We start from the raw sequence: 23197 nt of genomic DNA, 5'->3' as shown, positions 1-23197 counted from the left end.
GGTCACCATCAGCTACACCCAGTCCTCCCGGACCGCCACCATTCTTAAGGGGTCACCATGACCGGCCTGACCCTCTTCCGCTTCGCCGCCAACGGCAAGATCACCGAAACCTGGTGGCAGCACGACCAGCTGGGCCTGATGCAACAGCTGGGGGCACTGGACGAGTTGGAGACCTAGCGGTCGCTCACCTCCACAATCCCTTGTCCCGGCGCGCCGATCATGAAAACTTGCGGCATGACCGCCATCGAAACAGCCGCCACACCCCTCAACTGGGACCACTACCGGTCCGCGGTCGTCGACATCCACTTCGCCGACCGGACCGTTCACGTCGAACCACGGCCTCAGGGCACGGCCGACGGTTCCTTCCCGGAACCCGTCGGCGGCGCCACCGTCCACGTGATCATTGCCTGGAACCCCTTCGGCCGTACCGCGTCCGCCGACGCCAACGCCCGCGCCCACCGCCTGCTGCTCGACGAGGTCCGTAGCCGTGGTCTCACCTGGTGGCCCGCGGTCGGCGGCGACGCGTCCGGCACGCACCGCGAGGAGAGCGTCGCCGTCGCCGGCCTGAGCGACAGCGCGGCGCGCGAGCTGGGCGGACGCTTCGACCAGGACGCGGTCTTCGCCTGGTCCCCCGGCGCCTGGCGCGTCCTGGCCTGCGACAGCGAAGCGGAGTCGGTGAACGGATGGGCGGCGTCCGGGACCCGCCGCTCCACAGACACAGTCATCCGCTGAGGCAGGCGGAGGAAGGAGAGAACGCATGGGCGTGTACCCGATGCGCACGCCGGATCACTGTCCGGGCTGCGGCAGAGGCCTGACCACTCCACCGGCCGAGCGGATCAGGACGGACGGCTTCCCGGCCGAGGTGACGTACGCGACCGACCCGGAGTGCGGTGCACGCTGGCACGTATGGGACAAGACGTCCCCACTGCGCCGCCTGGCCCGCCCCTACGTGGAGGGCTCGGCCTGACAGAAGGGCCGACCGGAGCCGGCCCTTCTCCTCACCTCAACCGTGCCCCGCCATGCGCAGGAACGCGGCCCACTCATCGACACCTACGGAGAGGAACACCTTGCGCGGCCGCTTGGTGGAGTCACGGATGAGCACGGCCGCCGCGGCGTGGGCGACCTCGACGCAGTCGCCGCCGTTGCCGGCGCTGTTGACCCTTGAGGGTGAACGCTGACCAGCGAAGTCGGGCTCGGGGGTCAGGCGGTGAAGCCGCCGTCGACATGGATCGAGGCCCCGGTGATGTACGAGCCGTCCGCACTTGCCAGGTGGGCGACGGTGGCCGCGATCTCGGCCGCTTGCGCGTAGCGGCCCACAGCCGTGAAGCCGGCGATCACCTCGGCGTTCGGCCCGTCAGCGGGGTTGGTATCCGTGTCGGTGGGGCCGGGGATCACCAGATTGGCGGTGACTCCACGCGGACCGAGTTCTCGGGCCAGGCCTTTCGTCATCCCGACCAGAGCCGCCTTGCTCATCGAGTACAGCGCCAGTCCCGGAAAGACCGCGCGCTCGGCGACGTTGCTGCCGATGCTGATGATGCGGCCGCCCGTGCCCATGTGACGCACCGCCGCCCGGGACGCCGCGAACGGCGCCCGGACGTTCACCGCCAGGGTGCGGTCGATCTCTGCCGACCCCAGGTCTTCGAGTGGGCCGACGAGGAAGACGCCGGCGTTGTTGACCAGGATGTCGAGTCTGCCGAACATCGCGGCGGCTTCGTCCACCGCGGCGGTGAGTGCCTCAGGGATGGCGCTGTCGGCCTGGATGGCCAGTGCCCGGCGACCTCCGGCCTTGATCTGCTCCACCACCTGGGTGGCGCGTTCCGCGCTGTTCTCATACGTCAGGACGACGTCGGCGCCCTCTTCGGCCAGTCGTAATGCCACAGCGGCGCCGATGCCCCGGCTGCCGCCCGTGATCAGGGCCACGTTTCCCTCAAGTCGGTTCATGACGTCGAGCATTACCGGCACCAACGCCGGAAGCTGGCAGGAATCCGACCTGTCGTTCGACCCCCGGGAACGAAACACCATCCCGGGCCGACGAGTCCGACACCCCTGACCGGTGCCCCCACAGATCACCGTCGTGGGGGCGTCGCGCCTGGTCGGCGGGGTGGGTGGCGGGGGATCTTCGGGTCATGACCACTGGCCGCCAACGCCGTCACCCACGGCCGGGTCCCCGGCCGGGACGCCGAGTTGCGGCTGAGCAGGCGGGACGCGGAGTGCGGGGTACGCGTCGAGGTCAGCGACACCTGCGGTGACCCGCTGCCCGTGGTGGCGGGACGCCGGGGGCGGGGAGGACGGGGGACGGGGGCTGGTCCTGGTCGCGGCGCTCGCGGAGGAGTGGGGCACGGCGCTTCGTCCCGCCGCGCCCGGCAAGACCGTGTGGGCCGTCGTGCCCACGGGTGCCCCGGCGGCACCCGCACCCGCACCCGCACCCGCACCCGCACCCGCACCCGCACCCGCACAGGGAGTTCTCACCGGCGGGGCAACCGCAGCCGACTCCCGCGACAGCGGCAGAACGCCGGGTGAGGATCGGCGTGACCGTCACGGGAAAGCCGTACCAGCCGCCCGTCGGCCACCCGTACCAGCCGCCCGCCGGTCACCCAACGCACGGTGCCCAGCCCCCCGCAGGGGACCGGGCACCGTCGATCAGGGATCGGCGCAGGGCTCAGTGGGCGTGGCCGTGGCTGTGGCCCGCGGCGGCCGGCTCTTCCTCTTCCTTCTTCTCGACGACCAGGGTCTCGGTCGTCAGGAGGAGGGAGGCGATGGAGGCGGCGTTCTCCAGGGCGGAGCGGGTGACCTTCACCGGGTCGATGACACCGGCCTTGACCAGGTCGCCGTACTCGCCGGTGGCGGCGTTGTAGCCGTTGCCCTTCTCGAGCTCCTTGACCTTGGAGACGATGACGTAGCCCTCCAGGCCGGCGTTCTCCGCGATCCAGCGCAGCGGCTCGACGACGGCGTTGCGGACGACCGCGACGCCGGTGGCCTCGTCGCCGGACTTGCCGAGGTTGCCGTCCAGGACCTTGGCGGCGTGGACCAGCGCGGAGCCGCCACCGGAGACGATGCCCTCCTCGACCGCGGCGCGGGTCGCGGAGATGGCGTCCTCCAGACGGTGCTTCTTCTCCTTCAGCTCCACCTCGGTGGCGGCGCCGACCTTGATCACGCACACGCCGCCGGCCAGCTTCGCGAGGCGCTCCTGGAGCTTCTCGCGGTCCCAGTCGGAGTCGGTGTTCTCGATCTCGGCCTTGATCTGGGAGATGCGGCCCTCCACGTCCTCCTTCTTGCCGGCGCCGTCGACGATCGTGGTGTCGTCCTTGGTGACGGTGACGCGGCGGGCGGAGCCGAGGACGTCCAGACCGGCCTGGTCGAGCTTGAGGCCGACCTCCTCGGAGATGACGGTGGCGCCGGTGAGGATCGCCATGTCCTGGAGCATCGCCTTGCGGCGGTCGCCGAAGCCGGGGGCCTTCACGGCGGTGGCGTTGAAGGTGCCGCGGATCTTGTTGACGACCAGCGTGGACAGGGCCTCGCCCTCGACGTCCTCGGCGATGATCAGCAGCGGCTTCGAGGAGTTCGCCTGGATGATCTTCTCGAGGAGCGGGAGCAGGTCCGCGATCGCGGAGATCTTGCCCTGGTGGATCAGGATGTACGGGTCGTCGAGGACGGCCTCCATACGCTCCTGGTCCGTGACGAAGTACGGCGACAGGTAGCCCTTGTCGAAGGCCATGCCCTCGGTGAAGTCCAGCTCCAGACCGAAGGTGTTGGACTCCTCGACGGTGATGACGCCGTCCTTGCCGACCTTGTCCATCGCCTCGGCGATGAGCTCGCCGACCTGCTGGTCCTGCGCGGACAGCGCGGCCACGGCGGCGATGTCGGACTTCTCGTCGATCGGGCGGGCCGAGGCGTGCAGGTCGTCGGAGACGGCCTTGACCGCGGCGTCGATGCCCTTCTTCAGGGCGGCCGGGGAGGCACCGGCGGCGACGTTCTTCAGGCCCTCGCGCACCAGCGCCTGGGCGAGCACGGTGGCGGTGGTGGTGCCGTCACCCGCGATGTCGTTGGTCTTGGTCGCCACCTCCTTCACCAGCTGGGCGCCGAGGTTCTCGTACGGGTCCTCGATCTCGACCTCGCGGGCGATGGTGACACCGTCGTTGGTGATGGTGGGCGCGCCGAACTTCTTGTCGATGACGACGTTGCGGCCCTTGGGACCGATCGTCACCTTGACCGTGTCGGCAAGCTTGTTGACGCCGCGCTCGAGGGCGCGACGGGCGTCCTCGTCGAACTTCAGGATCTTCGCCATGGCAGCGGGAGCCCTCTTTCGAAATCTCGGGTGAAAAAGGAACTGCGCCCCCGGGCGCCCGGCTTCTTATCGGTCGCGGGGGCCAGGGGCGCAGCTCACAGCAGAATGCTGAGGTGACTTACTTCTCGATGATCGCGAGCACGTCGCGGGCCGAGAGAACGAGGTACTCCTCGTTGTTGTACTTCACCTCGGTGCCGCCGTACTTGCTGTAGAGCACGACGTCGCCGACCTTGACGTCGAGCGGAAGGCGGTTGCCGTCCTCGAAGCGGCCCGGGCCCACGGCCAGGACGACGCCCTCCTGGGGCTTCTCCTTGGCGGTGTCCGGAATGACCAGGCCCGAGGCCGTGGTCTGCTCGGCGTCGAGCGGCTGGACCACGATGCGGTCCTCGAGCGGCTTGATGGCAACCTTGGAGCTGGCGGTCGTCACGATCCGACCTCCCCCTTCGGAGATCTCACGGGGTTAACTGTCTGAGGTGGCGACCAGGTCGATCCGTCGTCGCGGGTGCCGGACCTGCCCGTCGCTTTGTTGGCACTCTCCAGGGGGGAGTGCCAGAGCCGAGACTATGACCGTCGTTAGCACTCGGTCAAGCGGAGTGCCAATTGCCTCCCGGCGCGTCGGCCCCGGCGCGTGCGCCGGCCGCCCTCTCCCGGCCCGCGCGAGGGGTCCTCCTTCCGGGTCCGGGCGGGCTCCGCGCGGGGTGCGGCCGGGTCCCCTCGGGGCTCGACGCCCTCTTCCCTCGTGGCACATTTCGTACGACGGTAATCTCATGCGACTTCGCTCCACCGCCCCGGACGGCGCCCTCACCAGCGGCTGTGTCTTCCTGCTCGTGCTGGTGGCGGACGTGACGACAGCGATGCTGGTCCTCATCGTCCTGGCCCTGCGCGGGCTGGGCCGGATGGACCTGCCCGGCGGCACGGCGGAGGGGGCGCCCGCGGTCGACTGGGTGCCGGTCTTCTGCTACGTCGGCTTCGCGCTGGCCGCCGCCGTGGCCGGGGTGCTGCTGGTGCGGGGCGGGAACCGGCTCACCGGGGCCGTGCAGCTGGCCCTCGCCGTGCTGGTCGCGAGCGCGGCGGTCGGGGTCTGGCACGACGCGCGCGACCGTTCCCGCGCGCCCGCGACCTCCCCGGCCGACCGGCTGGTGGACGCCTCAGAGGTAGTCCTCCAGCCGGCCCACCGCCAGGCCGCGCTCCTGGACGCGGCGCAGCAGCCGGGTCGTGCGTTCGCGCAGGCCGGGACCGTCCAGGTCGTCGTCGTCCGAGGCGACCAGGAGGATGTCGCCGGGCCGTAGCCCGTGGCGGCCGCGGGTGAAGCGCAGGTCGGTGTCGGTCATCGACGCGCGCCACAGGACCACGGCCGACACCCCGCAGTCGGCGGCTGCGCGCAGGGTCGTACGGTCGTACGTCCCGTACGGTGGCCGGAAGAGGCGGGAGCGGACGCCGAAGCGGGCGTGCAGCTTGTCGCGCTGGCCGCAGATCTCGGCGCGCTGGCCGGCGTAGGGCAGGCCGCGCAGCGCGGAGTGGTCGAGGGTGTGGTTCTCCAGGCCGGCGCCGACCGACCGCAGGCGCGCGAAGTGGCCGTATCCCGGGCCCACGACACCGTCCGTGAGGAACAGGCTGACCGGAAGCCGCAGTTCGCGGACCATCTCGGCGAACCCCGGGTCCCGTTCGGCGCCGTCGTCGTAGGTGAGGAAGACGACCGGGTCGGAGGTGCGGACGTGGTCCACGACCGGGGGCAGGGCGCGCGAACCCGTCTCCGAGCCGGTCTCGTCGGTGAGGCCGAGGGGTCGGTCCGGCGGGTGCGGCGGTGTGGGCAGCGGGGCGTCGAGTCCCCAGCGCCGGTACGGCTGCCGGGCGACCGGCCGCGGCGAACGCACCCCCTGCGCCGCCTTGCGCCCCAGCCGCTCGATCGGATCGACGGAGGGCGCGCAGCCGCTCACCGGCGCCGCCACGAGCAGAACCGCCCCGGCGACCAGCCCCGCGGCCACCCGCCGCACGCCGAGGCGGGACCGTCCCCGGTCCAGGAGGGACCGCCCCCGGCCCGTGAGGGGCCGTCGGGGTGTCACAGGTAGTCCTCCAGCCGGGCCACCGCGAAGCCCTTGGCCGTGACGTAGTTCAGGAAGCGGCGCATGTCGTCGACCATCGTGCCGTTCCACTCGTCGCGGCCACGGAAGTGGGTGAGGACGATGTCGCCCCGGCGCATGCGCTTGTCGTCCTCGCGGAACTCCCAGTGGTCGACGAAGACCTCCTCGTTCCAGATCGGCGCGTACTTGATCCCGCAGGACTTGGCGGCGACCAGGCTGTCCTGGTTGTAGTTGCCGTAGGGGAAGCGCATGACCGTCGGGCGCTTGCCGAACTGCTTCCGCATGATGTCCTGCATGCCGCAGATTTCGCGCCGCTGTTCGTCGTAGGACAGGCCCGGCAGGTAGGGGTGGTGCAGGGTGTGGTTGTTGAGGGTGACGCCGTTGGCCTGCATCTTGCGGAAGTAGCCGTAGTCGTCCTTGATCAGGTAGTTGCTCAGGAACGCCGTGTAGGGGATCTTCAGTTCGCTCATCATGCGCAGGAACGCGGGGTCCTTGTCGGCGCCGTCGTCGATCGTGAGGAAGACGACCTTGTCGTCGGTGGGGACCGTGGTGAAGACCGGGGGCAGGTTCCAGTCCTCCTGGTGGTTCACCTCGAAGCCCGCCCTCGCGGTGATCCTCGGTTTCACGGCGGGCGGCGCCGGGGGCGTCAGCGGGACCTGCTCCAGCCCCCAGCGCCTGGCGGCCGCGGCCCGGGCCTCGGCGGAGGCGCGCAGCCGGGTGGCGTAGGAGTCGAGGGCGCGGGCCGGGGGCGCCTGGAGGCGCTGCTGGCCCTGGGCCGGCGGGGCCGGCGCGTCGGTGCGCCGCTCGGGCTGCGAGCAGCCGGAGGCGAGGGCGGCCACGGCCAGCCCGGCAAGGACGGCGAGTGCGGCGCGGACGCCGGACTTCCGATACGCGGACTTTTTGTCATTTTGTACTACTACTCCCATGGCGCCGGATCCTCGCAGGCGCCCGCCCGGAAACCGGGACGACACCGCGACCACGGCCGCACCGTCCACCGACCGGTCTAACGGGCCTCTGTGAGGCCGTCCGGACCTTCGGAAGACAATGACCCGGTGACCGATCCCCTGCACGCCTTCGCCTCGCTGCTCACCCCCGAGGGCCGCGCCCTCCTGGACGAGGTGCGCGGCACCGACCCCGCCGGCGAACTCGCCGTCGCCACCCGGCTGCGCCGCGAACACCCCGCCGAACTGGTGTCGGCGGCGCTCGGCCAGGCGCGGCTGCGGCAGCGGGCCGCGGCGAAGTTCGGGGACGCGGACGCGCGGCGGATGTTCTTCACCCCCAACGGGGTCGAGCAGTCGACCCGGGCCAGCGTGGCCGCGTACCGCGCGGAGCGGCTGCGCGCGCTGGGCGTGACGTGCCTGGCCGACCTGTGCTGCGGAATCGGCGGCGACGCGATCGCCCTCGCCCGCGCCGGCATCCGCGTCCTCGCGGTCGACCGCGACCCGCTGACGGCCGCTGCCGCCCGCGCCAACGCCGAGGCGCTCGGGCTCGGCGGCCTCATCGAGGTGCGCGAGGCGGACGTCACGGAGGTCGACACCTCCGCGTACGACGCCGTGTTCGTCGACCCGGCGCGGCGGGGCGGCCGCGGCCGGATCTTCGACCCGGAGGCCTACTCACCGCCGCTGTCCTGGGCCGTCGAGGCGGCCCTGCGCGCCCCGCACGCCGCCCTGAAGATCGCGCCCGGCGTCCCGCACGAGGCGGTCCCGCCTCAGGCCGAGGCCGAGTGGATCTCCGACGGCGGGGACGTGAAGGAGGCGGTGCTGTGGTTCGGCACCGAGCCCGGGCTGGTGCGCGCCACCCTGCTGCCCGGCCCGCGCTCCCTGCGCGGCCGCGGCCTGCCGGACCCCGGGGTCCGTCCGCCCGGCCGCTACCTCTACGAGCCGGACGGCGCCGTCATCCGCGCCCACCTGGTGGCCGAGGTCGCCGCCGGCCTCGACGGCGGGCTGATCGACGAGACCATCGCCTACGTCACCGCCGACGACCTCCGCCCCACCCCGTACGCCACCGCCTACGAGATCACCGACCAGCTCCCCTTCAACGTCAAGAGGCTGAAGGCCCTGCTGCGGGAGCGCGAGGTCGGCACCCTGACCGTGAAGAAGCGCGGCTCGGCCGTCGAACCGGAGGAACTGCGCCGCAAGGCGCTGCCGAAGCCGCACGGGCCGAACGCGGTGACGGTCTTCCTCACCCGCGTGGCGGGCGCCCCGACCATGCTCCTCGGCCACCCGGCCCGCTGAGCGCCACCCGACCCGCTGCCCCCTGGCCCGCTGCACGCCATCCGGCCCGCCGAGCGCCGCTCACCCGCACTCGCCCGCGCGGCGCAGCAGCAGCTCCCGCTCCCGTGCGTTGCGGGTGAGCGAGGCCGCGCGCTCGAACTCCGCGCGGGCCTGCGTCGTACGGCCGAGGCGCAGGAGGAGGTCGGCCCGGACGCTGGGCAGCAGGTGGTAGTCGCGCAGGGCGGGTTCGGCGGTGAGGGCGTCGACCAGTTCCAGGGCGGGCCCCGGTCCCTCGGTCATCGACACGGCGACCGCGCGGTTCAGCTCCACGACCGGGGAGGGGGACCTGGCCGCGAGCAGGGCGTAGAGGAGGGCGATGGCCCTCCAGTCGGTCTCCTCGTAGGTGTACGCGCGCGCGTGACAGGCGGCGATGGCGGCCTGGAGGGCGTACGGGCCCGGCGCGCCGGTGGCGGTGGCGTCGGCGCGGGCGAGCGCCGTGGCGCCCCGGGCGATGAGCATGCGGTTCCAGCGGCGGCGGTTCTGGTCCCTGAGCAGGATCGGGGTGCCGTCGGGCGCCGTGCGGGCACCCGCGCGGGAGGCCTGGAACTCCAGCAGCGCGGTCAGCCCGTGCACCTCGGGCTCCTCGGGCATCAGCCCGGACAGCAGCCGGGCCAGGCGCAGCGCGTCCTCGCACAGCGCGGGGCGCAGCCAGTCGTCGCCGGCGGTGGCGGCGTAACCCTCGTTGAAGATCAGGTAGATGACGTCCAGGACCGAGCCGAGACGGGCCTCGCGGTCGGGGCCGTACGGGACCTCGAAGGCGACGTTCCGCGTCGCCAGGGTGCGCTTGGCGCGCACCACGCGCTGGGCGATCGTCGGTTCGGGCGCGAGGAAGGCGCGGGCGATCTCGGCCGTGGTCAGGCCGCCGAGGAGGCGCAGGGTGAGCGCGATGCGGGCCTCTGCGGACAGCACGGGGTGACAGGTGGTGAAGACCAGGCGGAGCAGGTCGTCGTCGATGTCGTCGGGTGCGGACGGCTCCTCGGGTGGCGCCGGGACGGCCGTGGAGCGCAGGTCGCGGCCGATCTCCGCGAGCTTGCGGGCGTAGGTCTCCCGGCGGCGGACGAGGTCGACGGCGCGGCGCCGGGCGGTGGTCATGAGCCAGGCGCCCGGATTGTCCGGCACGCCGTCCCCGGGCCACTGCTCCAGCGCCGCGACCAGCGCGTCCTGGGTCAGCTCCTCGGCGATGCCGACGTCCCGCACGATCCGGGCCACGGCGGCGACCACACGGGGGGTCTCCAGTCGGAAGACGGTCTCCAGGGCCCGTGCGGCGGCGGCCCCCGCGGACCCGGTGGGCGTGGCCACCGCGGTAGGCGCGGCGGACCCTGCGGGCTCGGCGGCCGCGGTGCCGGTGGCGGCCGCGGTCGGCTCGGTGGGCTGTGGTTCCACAACCCACCATGCAACACCCCCGGCCGCCACCGGCCAAGCCGGCCCAGAACCCCGGACGCCACCGGACGAGCCGGCCGGAGCCACCGGCCGCGCACCGCCGGACACCGGCTGCCCAACCCCCGACCGCGGACTCAGCCCTCCGCGATCTCCCGCACCTCGCAGGTCACCGTCCAGTACTCCTCGTGCGTCTTCAGGAAGCGCTGGGTCCACTCGACGGCCTCGTCCATGTCCTTGCACTGCATCAGGGCGTAGCCGCCGACGACCTCCTTGGACTCGGTGAACGGGCCGTCCGTGACCGACAGCTTCCCGCCCTCCCAGTGCACCCTCTTGCCCTGGCTCTGCGGGGTGAGTCCGGCGGTGTCGAGCATGACGCCCGCCTTGGTGATCTCCTCGATCAGCTCCCCCATCCGCTGCATCAGCTCGGGGCTCGGGCCCTCGGCGGGGGCGGTGCTCTCGTCGACGCGCACGATCGACAGGTAACGCGGCATGGTGACTCCTCGGCATCTCGCGGCGGGGTTCCTGGGTCCGTCCCTTCCCGCCTCTCACCCCGTGCGTCGAACGGGAGGGGCCCGGATCGACACGTCGGCCGGAATTTCCCCCGAGATTTCCCCGAGATTTTTCGCACCCGCCGTGCGGCGCGGATTTCCACAGGTCAGGGCGGTGATGCCCACATCCTGTCCGCCGCCCCCACCCGGCCGTTCACCGGAGCGGGCGCCCGGTCGAAACTTTCGAAGCCGGGGAAACCGCGGGAATCCGCCCCCGCACCGGGCCTCACGCCCCCGGCGCCGCCGTGCTGCTGCGCACCACCAGGCTGGTGGCCAGCTCGACGCGGGTCGCCACCGGCGACTCCTCCTCGCGCCCGAGGTCCAGCACCAGCTTCGCCGCCGCCTCGGCCATCTCCGTCAGCGGCTGCCGTACGGTCGTCAGCGGCGGCCCCACCCAGCGCGCCACCGGCAGGTCGTCGAAGCCGACGACGCTCAGGTCCTCGGGGATGCGCAGGCCGAGTTCGCGGGCTGCTTCGTACAGGCCGAGCGCCTGGAGGTCGTTGCCCGCGAAGACGGCGGTCGGCCGGTCCTCGCGGCGCAGCAGCGCCAGGCCCAGCCGGTAGCCGGCCTCGTGGTGGAAGTCGCCGGTGACGATCAGGGACGGGTCCACCGGCACTCCCGCCGTCTCCAGCGCGGCCCGGTAGCCGTCGACCCGGGCGCGGCTGCACATCATCCGCGAGGGCCCGCTGATCGCGCCGATCCGGGTGTGGCCGAGCTCGACCAGGTGCCGGGTGGCGGCGAGGCCGCCCTGCCAGTTGGTCGCGCCGATCGAGGGGACGTCGGTGCCGGGGTCGCCCGCCGGGTCCATCACCACGAACGGGATGGAGCGGCTGGTCAGCAGCGCCCGCTGGGACTCGTCGAGGCCGGACAGCACGAGGATCACGCCGTGCGGGCGGCGGGCGGCGACCTGGTCGGCCCAGGTCCGCCCGGGGGTGAGCCGGCCCGCGCTCTCGGAGAGCACCACGCTCAGCCCCGCGTCGCGCGCCACGTTCTCCACGCCCCGGATGACCTCCATCGCCCAGGCGCTCTCCAGCTCGTGGAAGACCAGGTCGATCAGCGGTGAGCGGGTCGCCTCGGCACGTCTGCGCCGGTAGCCGTGGGTGCGCAGCAGCTCCTCGACACGGGTGCGGGTCGACGGGGCGACGTCCGCGCGCCCGTTGAGGACCTTCGAAACAGTCGGAGCCGACACGCCGGCCGCGCGGGCGATCTCGGCGAGCGTGGCGGTCTGCGTTCCTACGGTCTTCGTCGGCTTCATGGCGGCGATCGTATCTCTGCGCGACCCCTTGACGAACCCCCTCCACCGTCTTAGGTTCCCGGAACATTCGAAGTAGCAAGCGAAACATTCGGCTACGAGCATCGGCCCCCGGGCTCCGAGCCTCGTTCCCCCAAGATCTCCGACCTTCGTGAGAGGTGCCGTCACATGGAGTCCTACAGCAGGCGCTGGTTCCTCGGCGCCGGCGCCACCACCCTGATCTCGGCCGCCGGCCTGACCGCCTGCGGTTCCGGCAGCGGCTCCGGCGGCTCCGGCGGCACGGTCACCGCGATGGTGTACGGCGACGACGCGGCGAAGATACAGACCGCGCAGGTCGACCGGTTCAACGGCTCGGCGGCCGCCAAGAAGGCCGGCGGCAAGGTCAGACTGCAGAAGATCCCCGCCGCCGACTACCCGGCCAAGCTGCGCACGGCGATGGGGTCGCCCAACGCCCCCGACGTCTTCTTCAACTGGGGCGGCGGCTCGATCAAGGCCTACCAGGAGGCCGGCCGGCTGATCGACCTCACCGACACCATCAAGTCCGACGCGGTCCTCAGGGACGGCTTCCTGCGGACCGTCCTGGACGCGGGCGCCCTCAAGGGCAGGATGTACGGCATCCCCATGCGCGGCACCCAGCCGGTGGTCCTCTTCTACAACAAGACCCTGTTCGCGCAGCACAAGCTGCAACCGCCCACCACCTGGGACCAGTTGCTCGACGTCAACGCCAAGCTGAAGAAGGCGGGCGTCACCCCGTTCGCGCTCGGCGGCGCCGACATCTGGCCCGAGCTGATGTGGCTGGAGTACCTCGTCGACCGCATCGGCGGCCCCCAGGTCTTCGCCAAGATCAAGGACGGCGACGCCTCCGGCTGGGGCGACCCGGCCGTCCTCAAGGCAGCGCAGACGGTCAAGCAGCTCATCGACGACGGCGCCTTCGGCCAGGGCTACAGCTCGGTGTCGTACAACAACCACGGCGCGTCCGCGGCCTTCGCCAAGGGCAAGGCGGCGATGCACCTGATGGGTTCCTGGGAGTTCTCCACACTGCTCGGCATCTTCCCCGACTTCGCGAAGAAGGACGTGGGCTGGTGCGCCTTCCCGAAGTTCGACGGCGGCTCGGGCGACATCCGCAACGTCGTCGGCAACCCCAACAACTACTGGTCGGTGAACTCCCGGGTCTCCAACAAGGACGCCGCCATCGCCTTCCTGCGCGACTGCGCCTCCGAGACGTACACCAAGGCCCTGATCGCCAACGGTGACGTCCCGACCACCACCATCGCGGCGAAGATGCTGGACTCCTCCCCGAACCCGGAGTTCGCCAAGTACCAGTACCAGATGGTGCAGCAGGCCCCGGCGTTCACGCTGAGCTGGGACCAGGCGGTCGACCCGGGCTGGCAGCAGCCGATGCTGACGGAGATCAACAAGCTGTTCGTCGGCAAGTCCTCGCCCGAGCAGTTCGTGTCCGCGCTCAAGGGGCTGAAGTGAGCCCGTCGGTCACCACCCGGCCAAGGGGCAGGGCCCGGCAGGGCGTGCGGACCGGCCGTCCGCACGCCGCCTGGGTCCTGCCCGGCGTGCTGTTCTTCACCTTCTTCGCCGTCGTCCCCATGGCGCTGGCGTTCTACCTGTCCTTCACCAAGTGGAACGGCCTGGGCGATCCCCAGCCGGCCGGCCTCGACAACTGGCGCAAGCTGATCCACGACCCGCGGCTGACCCAGTCGCTGACGGTGACCGTGCTGCTGACCGTCGTCAGCTGGGCCTTCCAGACGGTGGTGTCACTGCTGCTCGGGGTCTGGGCGGCGGGGCGCCAGCGCAACCGGGCCGTGCTGTCCGCGGTCTTCTTCGTGCCGTTCCTGGTCTCCTCGACGGCGATCTCGCTGCTGTTCTACGCGCTGCTCGACCCGAACTTCGGCATCGTCCGCGGGGACACGCTCGGCACGACCTCCGGCGCCTTCCTGGCCATCGTCTTCGTCGGCGGCTGGCAGTTCATCCCCTTCCACACCCTGATCTACCAGGGCGGCGCGCGGCAGATCCCCGAGGTCCTCTACCAGGCGGCCGCGATGGACGGCGCCGGCCGCTACCGTCAGTTCTTCTCCATCACCCTGCCCCAGCTGCGCAACACGGCGACCACCTCGACCGTGCTGATGATCGTCGGCTCGCTGACGTACTTCGAGACCGTGCTGATCCTCACCCAGGGCGGCCCGGGCACGGACACCGCGATCCTGCCGTACCTGATGTACGAGGCGGGCTTCAAGAACTACGACTTCGGCTACGCGAGCGCCGTCGCGTCCTTCCTCGTCGTGGCCGCCACCGCGCTGTCGCTCGTGCTGGTCAGGCTGTCCGGCTTCGGCGCCATGCGCAGCACCAGGGAAGGAATGTGACGAGGTGTCACACGACACGTTGCGGCGCCCGAGCCGCGTGAGGGCCGCCGAGCCGGGCCCGGCCGCCCGCGCCACCGGCCGCCGCCACTGGACCAGGCGCCCCAACCCGCTGGCCGGCGTCGGCTCGGTGGTGTGGCTGGCCGTCGTGATCGTCCCGATCTACGCGATGATCTCGTCGTCGCTGACCCACCAGGACAAGGCGCTGGGCAAGAACGCCCTCATGCCGCCCACCGACCCCACCTTCGACAACTACGACACGGTCCTGCACAACGGCTTCGGCCACCTCCTGCTGAACACCGCGATCGTGGCGGCGGCCGTGGTGGCGGTCGTCGTGGTCCTGTGCGTGCCGCTGTCCTACGTGGCCGTGCGCTCGCGCACCTTCTGGTCGGGCGCCGCCTTCCGGCTGTTCCTGCTGGGCGTGGCCATTCCCGCGCAGGCGGTCGTCGTCCCCCTCTACCTGATGATCGCCAAGCTGAACCTCTACGACAGCCTCCTCGCGATCATCCTGCCGACGGCGGCCTTCGCGATGCCGGTGTCGGTGCTGATCCTCACCGGCACCCTGCGGGACATCTCCGAGGAGATGTACGAGGCGATGGCCCTGGACGGCGCCTCGACCACCCGCATGCTGTTCCAGCTGGTCGTCCCGATGGCCAAGGGCGGCATCAGCACCGTCGTCATCTACGCGGCGCTCCAGGCGTGGAACGGCCTCCTCTTCCCGCTGATCTTCACCCAGTCCGACGGCCCGCGCGTGCTGACGCTCGGCCTGTTCAACTACGTCAGCCAGTTCGGCGTGAACATCCCCGCCCTGCTCGCCTCGGTCGTCCTCTCCGGCATCCCGATCTTCGCCGTCTACCTGGTGGCCCGGCGCGCCCTCGTGGGCGGCCTGATGGGCGTGGGCGGCAAGTGAGCACCCCGGCCCGCACCCCCTCCCGACGTCACTGACAGGAGTTCCATGAGCACCGCCCCCTGGCGCGACCCCGCCCTGCCCGCCGCCGCCCGCGTCGACGACCTGCTCTCCCGGATGACCCTCCAGGAGAAGACCGCCCAGCTGTACGGAGTGTGGGTGGGCGCCGCCACGGACGGCGACGGAGTCGCCCCGCACCAGCAGGCGATGAACTCCGACTACGACTGGGAGGAGCTGATCACGCTCGGCCTCGGCCAGCTCACCCGCTCCTTCGGCACCGCGCCCGTGGACCCGGCGCTCGGCGCGCAGGCGCTCGCCCTCGCCCAGCGCCGCATCGCCGAGGCCGGCCGCTTCGGCATCCCGGCCGTCGCCCACGAGGAGTGCCTGGCCGGCTTCACCGCCTGGGGTGCGACCGCGTACCCGGTCCCGCTGGCCTGGGGCGCCACCTTCGACCCCGCACTGGTGGAGGAGATGGCCGCGCGCATCGGCCACGACATGCGCTCGGTGGGCGTGCACCAGGGCCTGGCCCCCGTCCTGGACGTGGTCCGCGACCCCCGCTGGGGCCGCGTGGAGGAGACCATCGGCGAGGACCCGTACCTGGTCGGCACGATCGGCACCGCCTATGTGCGGGGCCTTCAGTCGGCGGGCGTGGTCGCCACGCTCAAGCACTTCGCCGGGTACGCCTCCTCGGCGGGCGCCCGCAACCTCGCCCCGGTGCGGGCCGGCACCCGCGAGTTCGCCGACATCACGCTGCCGCCCTTCGAGATGGCGCTGCGCGAGGGCGGCGCGCGCTCGGTGATGGCCGCCTACACGGAGACCGACGGCGTGCCCGCGTCCGCCGACCCGGGCCTGCTCACCGGGCTGCTGCGCGAGGAGTGGGGCTTCACCGGCACGGTGGTGGCCGACTACTTCGCGATCGACTTCCTCCAGACCCTGCACCGGGTCGCCGCGGGACCGGCGGACTCCGCCGGCCTGGCCCTGGAGGCCGGCATCGACGTCGAACTGCCCACGGTGAAGTGCTACGGCAACGACCTGGTGGCCGCCGTGCGGTCGGGGAAGGTCCCGGAGGCGCTGGTGGACCGCGCGGCCCGCCGCGTCCTGCTCCAGAAGTGCGAACTGGGGCTGCTGGACGAGGACTGGGACCGGCGCGCACCGGACGCGGCGGCAGGGCCGGTCGACCTGGACTCCCCGGCGAACCGCGCGGTGGCCCGCCGCCTCGCCGAGGAGTCGGTGGTGCTGCTGGCCAACCCGGGCGGCGTCCTGCCGCTCGCGCCGGACACCCGGATCGCGGTGGTCGGCCCCCGGGCGGCCGACGCGCTGGCCATGCTCGGCTGCTACTCCTTCCCCTCCCACGTGGGCACCCTGCACCCGGAGGTGGAGACGGGCATCGAGATCCCCACCCTGCTGGACGCCCTGCGCGCCGAACTCCCGGACGCGAAAGTGACGTTCACCGAGGGCTGCGAGGTCTCCGGCGATTGCGTCTCCGGTTTCGGGGAGGCGGTGGCGCGGGCCTCGGAGGCCGAGGTGTGCGTGGCGGTGCTGGGCGACCGCTCGGGCCTGTTCGGCCGGGGCACTTCGGGCGAGGGCTGCGATGTGGCCGACCTCGAACTGCCTGGCGTGCAGGGCGAGTTGCTGGACGCGCTGGTCGCCACCGGTGTCCCGGTGGTTCTGGTGCTGCTCACCGGCCGGCCCTACGCGCTCGGCCGCTGGGACGGCCGGCTCGGCGCGGCGGTGCAGGCGTTCTTCCCCGGCGAGGAGGGCGGCCCGGCGGTCGCGGGCGTGCTCTCGGGCCGGGTGAACCCCTCGGGCCGGCTGCCGGTGAGCGTGCCGCGCGGACCGGGCGGCCAGCCGTGGACCTACCTCCAGCCGCCGCTGGGCCTGGCGGGCGAGGTGAGCAGCCTGGACCCGACCCCGCTGTACGCGTTCGGGCACGGCGGCTCGTACACGACGTTCGCCTGGGAGGACTTCGGCGGCTTCGGCGACAACGGGGACAGCGGCACGGGCAACGATGTCATCGAGGTCGGCACGGACGGCTGGTACGACCTCTCCCTCACCGTCCGCAACACCGGCGGCCGCGAGGGCGCGGACGTGGTGCAGCTCTACCTGCACGACCCGGTGGCCTCGGTCACCCGCCCGGACGTCCGGCTCGTCGGCTACCAGCGCGTGCACCTGGCTCCGGGTGAGGCGAAGCGGGTCACCTTCCGTTTCCACGCCGACCTGTCCGCGTTCACCGACCGCTCGGGACGGCGGATCGTCGAACCGGGCGCGCTGGAACTCAGGCTGGGCGGCTCGGCGGCGGACGTACGCCACACCGCGCGGCTGGAACTGACGGGAGCGGTGCGGGAGCCGGGCCCGGGGCGCCGGCTGCGCTGCGAGGCGTCCGTGTCGGCGGCGGAGTGACACCGACGAAAAGAACCCCGCCCCCGGAAGACCGGGGGCGGGGTGAGTGGAGCGCCGGGCAGGCCTTGCACCTGCATCTCCCCGCAGGAAGCGGGACGTCTTTCCTTGGACCACCAACGCACTGCGTCCGGGCCACTGTTCCGGCCGTTCGCGTGTGATGATCATAGCGCACCGATCGCGCGGGGCGCCACTTCAGCGGGGCGGCTCCTCGCCCGCCGACTCGAAACGCCACCGGTGCACCGGCCGGCTCACCACATCCCCGTCCGGCTCGGGCAGTTCGGGCAGCTCGGCGTCGTAGGCCGCGTCCCACCAGGTGATGACGAGGACGCGGTCCCCGGGGGCGCGGAAGGACTCGCGGCGCAGCGGGGTCCGGTCGAGCCGCTGGGCGCGGGCCCAGTCGAGGAGTTCCCCGCCCCGGCCCTCGGCCGCGCGGGCCTCCCACATCAGCGCGACCGTCATGAGTAGAGGTTCTCCTCGCCGACCTCGTGCACGTGGTCGTGGGACTGCGCGCCGTGCGCGTGCGCCCGGCCCGGCACGTGCGGGTCGGTCACCGGCAGCGAGGAGTCCGCCGACAGGTCCCAGTCCGAGGCCGCCCGGCCGCGCGCGACCATCTCCGCGCCGAGGGCAGCCACCATCGCGCCGTTGTCCGTGCACAGCTTGGGCCGGGGCACACGCAGCCGGATGCCGGCCGCCTCGCAGCGCTCCTGGGCCAGCACGCGCAGGCGGGAGTTGGCGGCCACGCCGCCGCCGATCATCAGGTGGTCCACGCCCGCGTCCCGGCAGGCCCGTACGGCCTTGCGGGTCAGCACGTCCACCACGGCCTCCTGGAAGGAGGCGGCCACGTCACGGACCGGGACCTCCTCGCCGGCCGCCCGCTTCGCCTCGATCCAGCGGGCCACCGCCGTCTTCAGACCGGAGAAGGAGAAGTCGTACGCCGCGTCCCTGGGGCCGGTCAGGCCGCGCGGGAAGGCGATGGCCTCCGGGTCGCCCTCGCGCGCGTAGCGGTCGATGACCGGGCCGCCGGGGAAGCCGAGGTCGAGCACGCGGGCGATCTTGTCGAAGGCCTCGCCGGCCGCGTCGTCGATGGTCGCGCCCATGGGACGCACGTCCGCGGTGATGTCCTCGGACAGCAGCAGGGAGGAGTGCCCGCCGCTGACCAGCAGCGCCATCGTCGGCTCCGGCAGCGGGCCGTGCTCCAGCTGGTCCACGCAGATGTGGGAGGCGAGGTGGTTGACGCCGTAGAGCGGCTTGCCGAGCGCGTAGGCGTACGCCTTGGCCGCCGAGACGCCGACCAGCAGGGCCCCGGCCAGGCCGGGTCCGGCGGTGACCGCGATGCCGTCGAGGTCCTTCGCGCCGACCCCGGCCTCCTTCAGCGCGCGCTCGATGGTCGGGACCATCGCCTCCAGATGGGCCCGCGAGGCGACCTCGGGCACCACACCGCCGAAACGGGCGTGCTCGTCGACGCTGGAGGCGACGGCGTCGGCCAGCAGGGTGGTGCCGCGCACGATGCCGACGCCGGTCTCGTCGCAGGAGGTCTCGATGCCGAGGACGAGCGGTTCGTCAGCCATTGGTCTCGGTTCCTTGTACTGAAGCGGACGGGTCGGTCAGGCGCATGATCAGGGCGTCGACGTTGCCCGGCTGGTAGTAACCGCGCCGGAAGCCGATCGGCTCGAAGCCGAAGCGCTCGTAGAGCTTCTGGGCGCGGACGTTGTCGACCCGGCACTCCAGCATGACCTCGTGGCACTCGAAGGCGGTGGCCGCCTTCAGCAGCTCGGTCAGCAGCCGCCGACCGAGGCCGCTGCCCTGCAGCCCGCGGACCACGGCGATGGTCTGGACGTCCCCCAGGTCGCCGGAGGCGGCGAGCCCGGCGTATCCGACGACCCGGCCGTCCTCCTCCGCCACGACGTACCGCCGGGTCGCCTCGGGGCCCCGCGCGTGGGCCAGTTCGGACCAGAACATGCCCCTGGACCAGGCGTCCTCGGGGAACAGGTCCTTCTCGAGCTCCAGGACCGGGTCGATGTCCCACCAGCGCATCTCGCGCAGTCGCACGGTCACTTCGGGGTGACCACCTTGTAGTTCGCGGGCACCTGGGCGTCGGGCCGGCGCAGGTACAGCGGCCGGGGCGCGGGCAGCTCCTCACCGGCGGCCAGCCGCTCGGCGGCCAGCGAGGCGAGGGCGGCGGCCGAGACGTGCTCGGGCTCGTGCGCCTTGGGGAAGGTGTCCGGGTAGAGCAGGGCGCCCGCGCCGACCGCGGGCAGGTCGCGCACCTCGTCGGCGATGTCGGCGGGCCGGTCCACGGCCGGGTCGGTGACCCGGGTGCGGGAGTCGGCGTAGCGGGCCCAGTAGACCTCCTTGCGGCGGGCGTCGGTGGCCACGACGAAGGGGCCGGGGACGTCGGCCGCGTAGGCGAGGCCGTCGAGCGTGCACACGCCGTGCACGGGGATGCCGAGGGCGAGCCCGAAGGTGTCGGCGGTCATCAGGCCGACGCGCAGCCCGGTGTAGGGGCCGGGGCCGATGCCGGCGACGATGCCCGTGAGGGCGCCGAGACCGAGCCCGGCCTCGGCGAGGACCCGGTCGACGGCCGGCAGCAGCAGCTCTCCGTGCCGGCGCGCGTCCACCTGGCTCGACGAGGCGATGACGGCCGTGCCGTCGTGCAGGGCGACGGTCACGGCGGGGGTGGCGGTATCCAGAGCTAGCAAGAGCACGCGAACAGCCTACGGCTCCGGCGGCGTCGGCACGGCCGCCCGGGTCGTACGCATTCGGGCTGCTACGGTCGCGAGACGGGCAGGACAGGGGCCGGTCGCGCGGTCCTGGCGCACCGGTGCGCCGGCGAACCGGCGGCAGGCCGGTGGCCGGACGTCGGCGTACCGGCGGCGGGCCGTCGGCAGGCCGGAGCCGGGCGTCGCCACACCGGCGGCGGGCCGGTGGCGAACCGGTGGCGGGCAGTCGGCAGGACCCTGGCCGGGCGTCGGCGGGCCGGTGGCGGGCCGCCGGCAGACCGGTCGCGGACCGGTCGTGGACCGTGGGCAGAACGTGGCAGTGAGAGAGATCCGGAAGGCGGGCGAGCGTGGCAAGGAGCAGCTCGGGATTCGTGGCCGGGCTCACCGCGGCCGCCCTCGCCGCGGTCGGCTTCCTCGCCTACCGGGCGCAGGCCACCGTGCCGCACGGCCTGGGCGGCAGGCCCGGCGCGAGCGCGACGCCCGCCGCGAGCGCCAGCAAGGCGCCCCGCGACAAGCGGCACCCCACGGCGCTGCCCGGCGGCTCGGGCACGGGCGAGCGGGTCGTGTACTCCATCGACGACGACCGGGTGTGGCTGGTCGGCGCGGGCAACCGGGTGGAGAACACCTTCCGGGTCAGCCCCGGCAACGTGGACCCGCTCCCGGGCACGTACGCGGTCACCTCGCGCTCGAAGGCGATCACCGGAACCGACGGGCTGCTCGTGGAGCACGTGGTGCGCTTCACCAGCGTGAACGGCGTCGTCATCGGTTTCAGCGCGGCCGTGGAGGAGTCGGCGCCGGACACCGGCACGGGCACCGCGGTGAAGACCGGCGGCATCCGCGAGACGCGGACGGACGGCGAGGCGATGTGGATGTTCGCGACGATCGGGCAGAAGGTCGTCGTCATCCGATAGGTCTACGCGGCTTCCCGGCGCCCTTGCGCCGTACGGGCGGACGGCGTGGCCGGGCAGAGGCCGGCGGCACGGGCTTCCGGACGGCTCTCGGGCAGCGGCTCGGGGGCGCGCGGCGGGCGGGAGACCGCCTCGGCCGCGGCGCAGGAGGCCAGCAGGTCCCGCATGCTCACCCCGGCGGCCGGGACATACGGCCGTGACGGGTTCTCGGCAGCCGGCATGACGCCTCCTCGGAGTCGGGGGCGGACGGAGTTAGGCAAACCTAACCCCGAGCTGGAGACCATGTGACCACGCCCGGGACCTCCGGCGCAAGAAGTCGCCGGCGTCCTGCCGGAACGCTCAGGCGGTGAGAACCGCGAGGTCGACGGCCGCCCACCGCGGCCCGATGCCGGTCACGGTCACGTGCCGCACCTCGTCACGCGTGTCGCCGACCGCGCGGTGGATGACCACCTGGAGGCGTTCGTCGGTCAGCTCCTCGACCTTGCCCTCGCCCCACTCCACGACGATCACGGACTCCGGCAGCGAGACGTCGAGGTCCAGGTCCTCCATCTCGTCGAGCCCGCCGGAGAGCCGGTAGGCGTCGACGTGGACGAGCGGCGGGCCGTCGCCCAGGGACGGGTGCACCCGGGCGATCACGAACGTCGGCGAGGTGACCGCGCCGCGCACGCCGAGGCTCTCGCCGAGCCCGCGGGTCAGCGTGGTCTTGCCCGCGCCGAGCTCCCCGCTCAGCATCACGAGGTCGCCCGCCCGCAGCAGCTTGGCGAGGCGGCGGCCCAGCTCCCGCATCTGCTCGGGCGAGTTGACGGTGATCTCGGCGGACACGGGGTCAGCCGGGCTGTGCGGTGCTGCTGGTGCTTCCATAGCCACCCACGGTAGTGCCTGCCGGGACCGCCCCCGCGCGGGCGAGCAGGTCGGCGAGCCGGTCGGTGACGACCTCGGGGTGCTCCAGCATGACCAGGTGCCCGGCGTCCGGCACCAGCACCAGTTCCGCGTCCGGCAGCAGGTCGGCGATGGCCTCGCTGTGCTCGCTGGGCGTGACCAGGTCCTGGACCCCGGCCAGGACGAGCACCGGCATGTCCTTGAAGAGGGCGAGCGCCTCGGTCTTGTCGTGGTCGGTGAAGGCCGGGTAGAACTCCGCGACCACGTCGATCGGCGTGCTCTCGATCATCCGCTCCGCGAACCGGGCGACGGCCGGGTCGATGTCCCGCCCGGCGAACGAGTACCGCTTGATGATCCCCGCGAACAGGTCGGCGGTGGCCCGGCGCCCCTTCTCCACCAGCTCGGCCCGCTGCCCGAGCGCCTTCAGCACGCCCGGCAGCACCCGGCGCACCGCGTTCACGCCGGCCACCGGCAGCCCGAAGTTGACCTCGCCGAGCCGCCCGGAGGACGTGCCCACGAAGGCGGTGGCGACGACGCGCTCGCGGATCAGCTCGGGGTAGTGAGCGGCCAGCGCCATGATGGTCATGCCGCCCATGGAGTGCCCCACCAGCACGATCGGCCCCTCCGGGGCGGCCGCGTCGATCACGGCGCGCAGGTCGCGGCCGAGCTGGTCGATGGTCAGCGGCACGCCGTCGCGGTTCTGGGCGACCCCGCGCCCGGAGCGGCCGTGGCTGCGCTGGTCCCAGTGCACGGTCCGTACGACACCGCGCAGCGCGGCGCGCTGGAAGTGCCAGGAGTCCTGGCTGAGGCAGTAGCCGTGGCTGAAGACGACGGTCACGGGGGCGGGCGACTTGCGGCCGAACAGGCGCCGGCGGCGCGGGCCGAGGTCCGCGGCCGTGCCGGGTTCGACGTCGTCGACCTCGTAGTACAGCTCGGTGCCGTCGTCGGCGTAGGCCTTGCCGGGGGTGCCGCGCAGCGAGCCGTAGGGGCCCGCCGAGTCCAGGGCCAGCCGGGCCTTCCTGCGTATGCCGCGGCCCACCGTCATCCGCTCTATGGCGACACCGGCCGCCGCTCCGGCGGCCACCACGCCTATCGCCGCGCCGGCGATGCCGGTCGCCCTGCGCCAGCCGCCGGCCGCCCCCACCGCTGAGGCCACGGCCTCCGCACCGCTCTCGCTCACGTACCGCTCCTCCTC

At 72.7% G+C, this 23197-nt stretch carries 24 protein-coding genes and 1 pseudogene; 9 read left to right on the top strand and 16 right to left on the bottom strand.

All coding sequences use genetic code 11. The annotated features are described in order from the left end of the window. Positions 1 to 51: 51 nt before the first annotated feature. From IE217_RS32525 to IE217_RS32515, 3 genes and pseudogenes are all read left to right on the top strand, one after another. Positions 52 to 177, top strand: a pseudogene (locus IE217_RS32525) (ester cyclase); the annotation flags it as partial. 57 nt (positions 178 to 234) lie between these two features. Then, positions 235 to 732, top strand: coding sequence for a DUF3293 domain-containing protein (locus IE217_RS32520; protein ID WP_190181533.1), 498 nt, complete (start codon positions 235 to 237; stop codon positions 730 to 732). 25 nt (positions 733 to 757) lie between these two features. Further along, positions 758 to 967: a hypothetical protein gene (locus IE217_RS32515; RefSeq protein WP_190181532.1), complete on the top strand. Its 210-nt coding sequence runs from the start codon at positions 758 to 760 to the stop codon at positions 965 to 967. A gap of 36 nt (positions 968 to 1003) precedes the next feature. On the opposite strand, the gene IE217_RS35490 is transcribed toward IE217_RS32515, so the two are convergent. From IE217_RS35490 to IE217_RS32485, 6 genes are all read right to left on the bottom strand, one after another. Beyond that, positions 1004 to 1102 carry a hypothetical protein gene (locus tag IE217_RS35490; RefSeq protein ID WP_229865789.1) on the bottom strand — a complete coding sequence of 33 codons (99 nt, stop codon included), beginning with the start codon at positions 1100 to 1102 and terminating at the stop codon, positions 1004 to 1006. 98 nt (positions 1103 to 1200) lie between these two features. Then, positions 1201 to 1941, bottom strand: a complete 741-nt coding sequence (locus IE217_RS32505) for an SDR family NAD(P)-dependent oxidoreductase (protein WP_229865786.1) — start codon at positions 1939 to 1941, stop codon at positions 1201 to 1203. Between the two features lie 718 nt (positions 1942 to 2659). Next, positions 2660 to 4285 (bottom strand): chaperonin GroEL, encoded by a 1626-nt coding sequence (gene groL / locus IE217_RS32500; RefSeq protein ID WP_190181530.1) that lies wholly within the window; start codon positions 4283 to 4285, stop codon positions 2660 to 2662. Between the two features lie 118 nt (positions 4286 to 4403). Next, positions 4404 to 4712 carry a co-chaperone GroES gene (groES, locus tag IE217_RS32495; RefSeq protein ID WP_009190181.1) on the bottom strand — a complete coding sequence of 103 codons (309 nt, stop codon included), beginning with the start codon at positions 4710 to 4712 and terminating at the stop codon, positions 4404 to 4406. A 721-nt stretch (positions 4713 to 5433) separates the two neighbouring features. After that, positions 5434 to 6240, bottom strand: a complete 807-nt coding sequence (locus tag IE217_RS32490) for a polysaccharide deacetylase family protein (protein WP_373298181.1) — start codon at positions 6238 to 6240, stop codon at positions 5434 to 5436. 104 nt (positions 6241 to 6344) lie between these two features. Beyond that, positions 6345 to 7292 (bottom strand): polysaccharide deacetylase family protein, encoded by a 948-nt coding sequence (locus tag IE217_RS32485; protein ID WP_190181529.1) that lies wholly within the window; start codon positions 7290 to 7292, stop codon positions 6345 to 6347. Positions 7293 to 7418: 126 nt separating this feature from the next. Between IE217_RS32485 and IE217_RS32480 the strand changes: the two genes are divergently transcribed. Next, on the top strand, positions 7419 to 8600 hold the full coding sequence (locus tag IE217_RS32480; RefSeq protein WP_373298180.1) for a class I SAM-dependent methyltransferase: 1182 nt from the start codon (positions 7419 to 7421) through the stop codon (positions 8598 to 8600). A gap of 60 nt (positions 8601 to 8660) precedes the next feature. Here the strand turns inward: IE217_RS32480 and IE217_RS32475 are convergent, their stop codons facing one another. The 3 genes from IE217_RS32475 to IE217_RS32465 all read right to left on the bottom strand — a co-directional run bounded on the left by IE217_RS32475 (position 8661) and on the right by IE217_RS32465 (position 11822). After that, positions 8661 to 9938, bottom strand: a complete 1278-nt coding sequence (locus IE217_RS32475) for an RNA polymerase sigma factor (RefSeq protein WP_229865797.1) — start codon at positions 9936 to 9938, stop codon at positions 8661 to 8663. 215 nt (positions 9939 to 10153) lie between these two features. Next, positions 10154 to 10510: a YciI family protein gene (locus IE217_RS32470; protein ID WP_190181527.1), complete on the bottom strand. Its 357-nt coding sequence runs from the start codon at positions 10508 to 10510 to the stop codon at positions 10154 to 10156. Between the two features lie 283 nt (positions 10511 to 10793). Continuing rightward, a complete protein-coding gene (locus IE217_RS32465; RefSeq protein WP_190181526.1) occupies positions 10794 to 11822 on the bottom strand; it encodes a LacI family DNA-binding transcriptional regulator in 1029 nt (342 codons plus the stop codon). Positions 11823 to 11987: 165 nt separating this feature from the next. Here IE217_RS32465 and IE217_RS32460 point away from each other — a divergent pair, with 165 nt between their 5' ends. From IE217_RS32460 to IE217_RS32445, 4 genes are read left to right on the top strand one after another with little or no spacing between them, the layout of a single operon-like run. Then, positions 11988 to 13298, top strand: a complete 1311-nt coding sequence (locus IE217_RS32460; protein WP_190181525.1) for an ABC transporter substrate-binding protein — start codon at positions 11988 to 11990, stop codon at positions 13296 to 13298. Further along, positions 13295 to 14191 (top strand): carbohydrate ABC transporter permease, encoded by an 897-nt coding sequence (locus tag IE217_RS32455; protein ID WP_190181524.1) that lies wholly within the window; start codon positions 13295 to 13297, stop codon positions 14189 to 14191. Before IE217_RS32460 ends, IE217_RS32455 begins: the two co-directional genes overlap by 4 nt. Positions 14192 to 14195: 4 nt before the next feature. Further along, on the top strand, positions 14196 to 15098 hold the full coding sequence (locus tag IE217_RS32450) for a carbohydrate ABC transporter permease (protein ID WP_373298179.1): 903 nt from the start codon (positions 14196 to 14198) through the stop codon (positions 15096 to 15098). Positions 15099 to 15143: 45 nt separating this feature from the next. Continuing rightward, complete coding sequence (locus IE217_RS32445) at positions 15144 to 17495, top strand: beta-xylosidase/alpha-l-arabinosidase (RefSeq protein WP_190181523.1); 2352 nt, start codon at positions 15144 to 15146, stop codon at positions 17493 to 17495. A gap of 192 nt (positions 17496 to 17687) precedes the next feature. On the opposite strand, the gene IE217_RS32440 is transcribed toward IE217_RS32445, so the two are convergent. From IE217_RS32440 to tsaB, 4 genes are read right to left on the bottom strand one after another with little or no spacing between them, the layout of a single operon-like run. After that, a complete protein-coding gene (locus IE217_RS32440; protein ID WP_190181522.1) occupies positions 17688 to 17954 on the bottom strand; it encodes a hypothetical protein in 267 nt (88 codons plus the stop codon). After that, positions 17951 to 19063, bottom strand: coding sequence for a tRNA (adenosine(37)-N6)-threonylcarbamoyltransferase complex transferase subunit TsaD (tsaD, locus tag IE217_RS32435; protein ID WP_190181521.1), 1113 nt, complete (start codon positions 19061 to 19063; stop codon positions 17951 to 17953). The genes IE217_RS32440 and tsaD overlap by 4 nt, the downstream gene beginning before the upstream one ends. Then, positions 19056 to 19529 carry a ribosomal protein S18-alanine N-acetyltransferase gene (gene rimI, locus IE217_RS32430; protein WP_190181536.1) on the bottom strand — a complete coding sequence of 158 codons (474 nt, stop codon included), beginning with the start codon at positions 19527 to 19529 and terminating at the stop codon, positions 19056 to 19058. The genes tsaD and rimI overlap by 8 nt, the downstream gene beginning before the upstream one ends. A 17-nt stretch (positions 19530 to 19546) precedes the next feature. Further along, the gene (gene tsaB / locus IE217_RS32425) at positions 19547 to 20200 is read right to left on the bottom strand and encodes a tRNA (adenosine(37)-N6)-threonylcarbamoyltransferase complex dimerization subunit type 1 TsaB (RefSeq protein ID WP_190181520.1); all 654 of its coding nucleotides are present in this window, start codon (positions 20198 to 20200) and stop codon (positions 19547 to 19549) included. A 362-nt stretch (positions 20201 to 20562) separates the two neighbouring features. On the opposite strand from tsaB, the gene IE217_RS32420 reads away from it, so the two are divergent. Further along, complete coding sequence (locus IE217_RS32420; protein ID WP_190181519.1) at positions 20563 to 21126, top strand: hypothetical protein; 564 nt, start codon at positions 20563 to 20565, stop codon at positions 21124 to 21126. Between the two features lie 2 nt (positions 21127 to 21128). Here the strand turns inward: IE217_RS32420 and IE217_RS32415 are convergent, their stop codons facing one another. From IE217_RS32415 to IE217_RS32405, 3 genes are all read right to left on the bottom strand, one after another. Beyond that, on the bottom strand, positions 21129 to 21344 hold the full coding sequence (locus IE217_RS32415) for a hypothetical protein (RefSeq protein WP_190181541.1): 216 nt from the start codon (positions 21342 to 21344) through the stop codon (positions 21129 to 21131). A gap of 118 nt (positions 21345 to 21462) precedes the next feature. Beyond that, complete coding sequence (gene tsaE / locus IE217_RS32410; RefSeq protein WP_190181518.1) at positions 21463 to 21984, bottom strand: tRNA (adenosine(37)-N6)-threonylcarbamoyltransferase complex ATPase subunit type 1 TsaE; 522 nt, start codon at positions 21982 to 21984, stop codon at positions 21463 to 21465. Beyond that, the gene (locus tag IE217_RS32405) at positions 21950 to 23182 is read right to left on the bottom strand and encodes an alpha/beta fold hydrolase (RefSeq protein WP_190181517.1); all 1233 of its coding nucleotides are present in this window, start codon (positions 23180 to 23182) and stop codon (positions 21950 to 21952) included. The genes tsaE and IE217_RS32405 overlap by 35 nt, the downstream gene beginning before the upstream one ends. Positions 23183 to 23197 lie beyond the last annotated feature (15 nt).

This window comes from Streptomyces naganishii JCM 4654 (assembly GCF_014650575.1).
GTDB classification, from domain to species: Bacteria; Actinomycetota; Actinomycetes; order Streptomycetales; family Streptomycetaceae; genus Streptomyces; species Streptomyces naganishii.
Note: the sequence above shows the minus strand (reverse complement) of the source record. Positions and strands in the feature narration are given on the sequence as shown.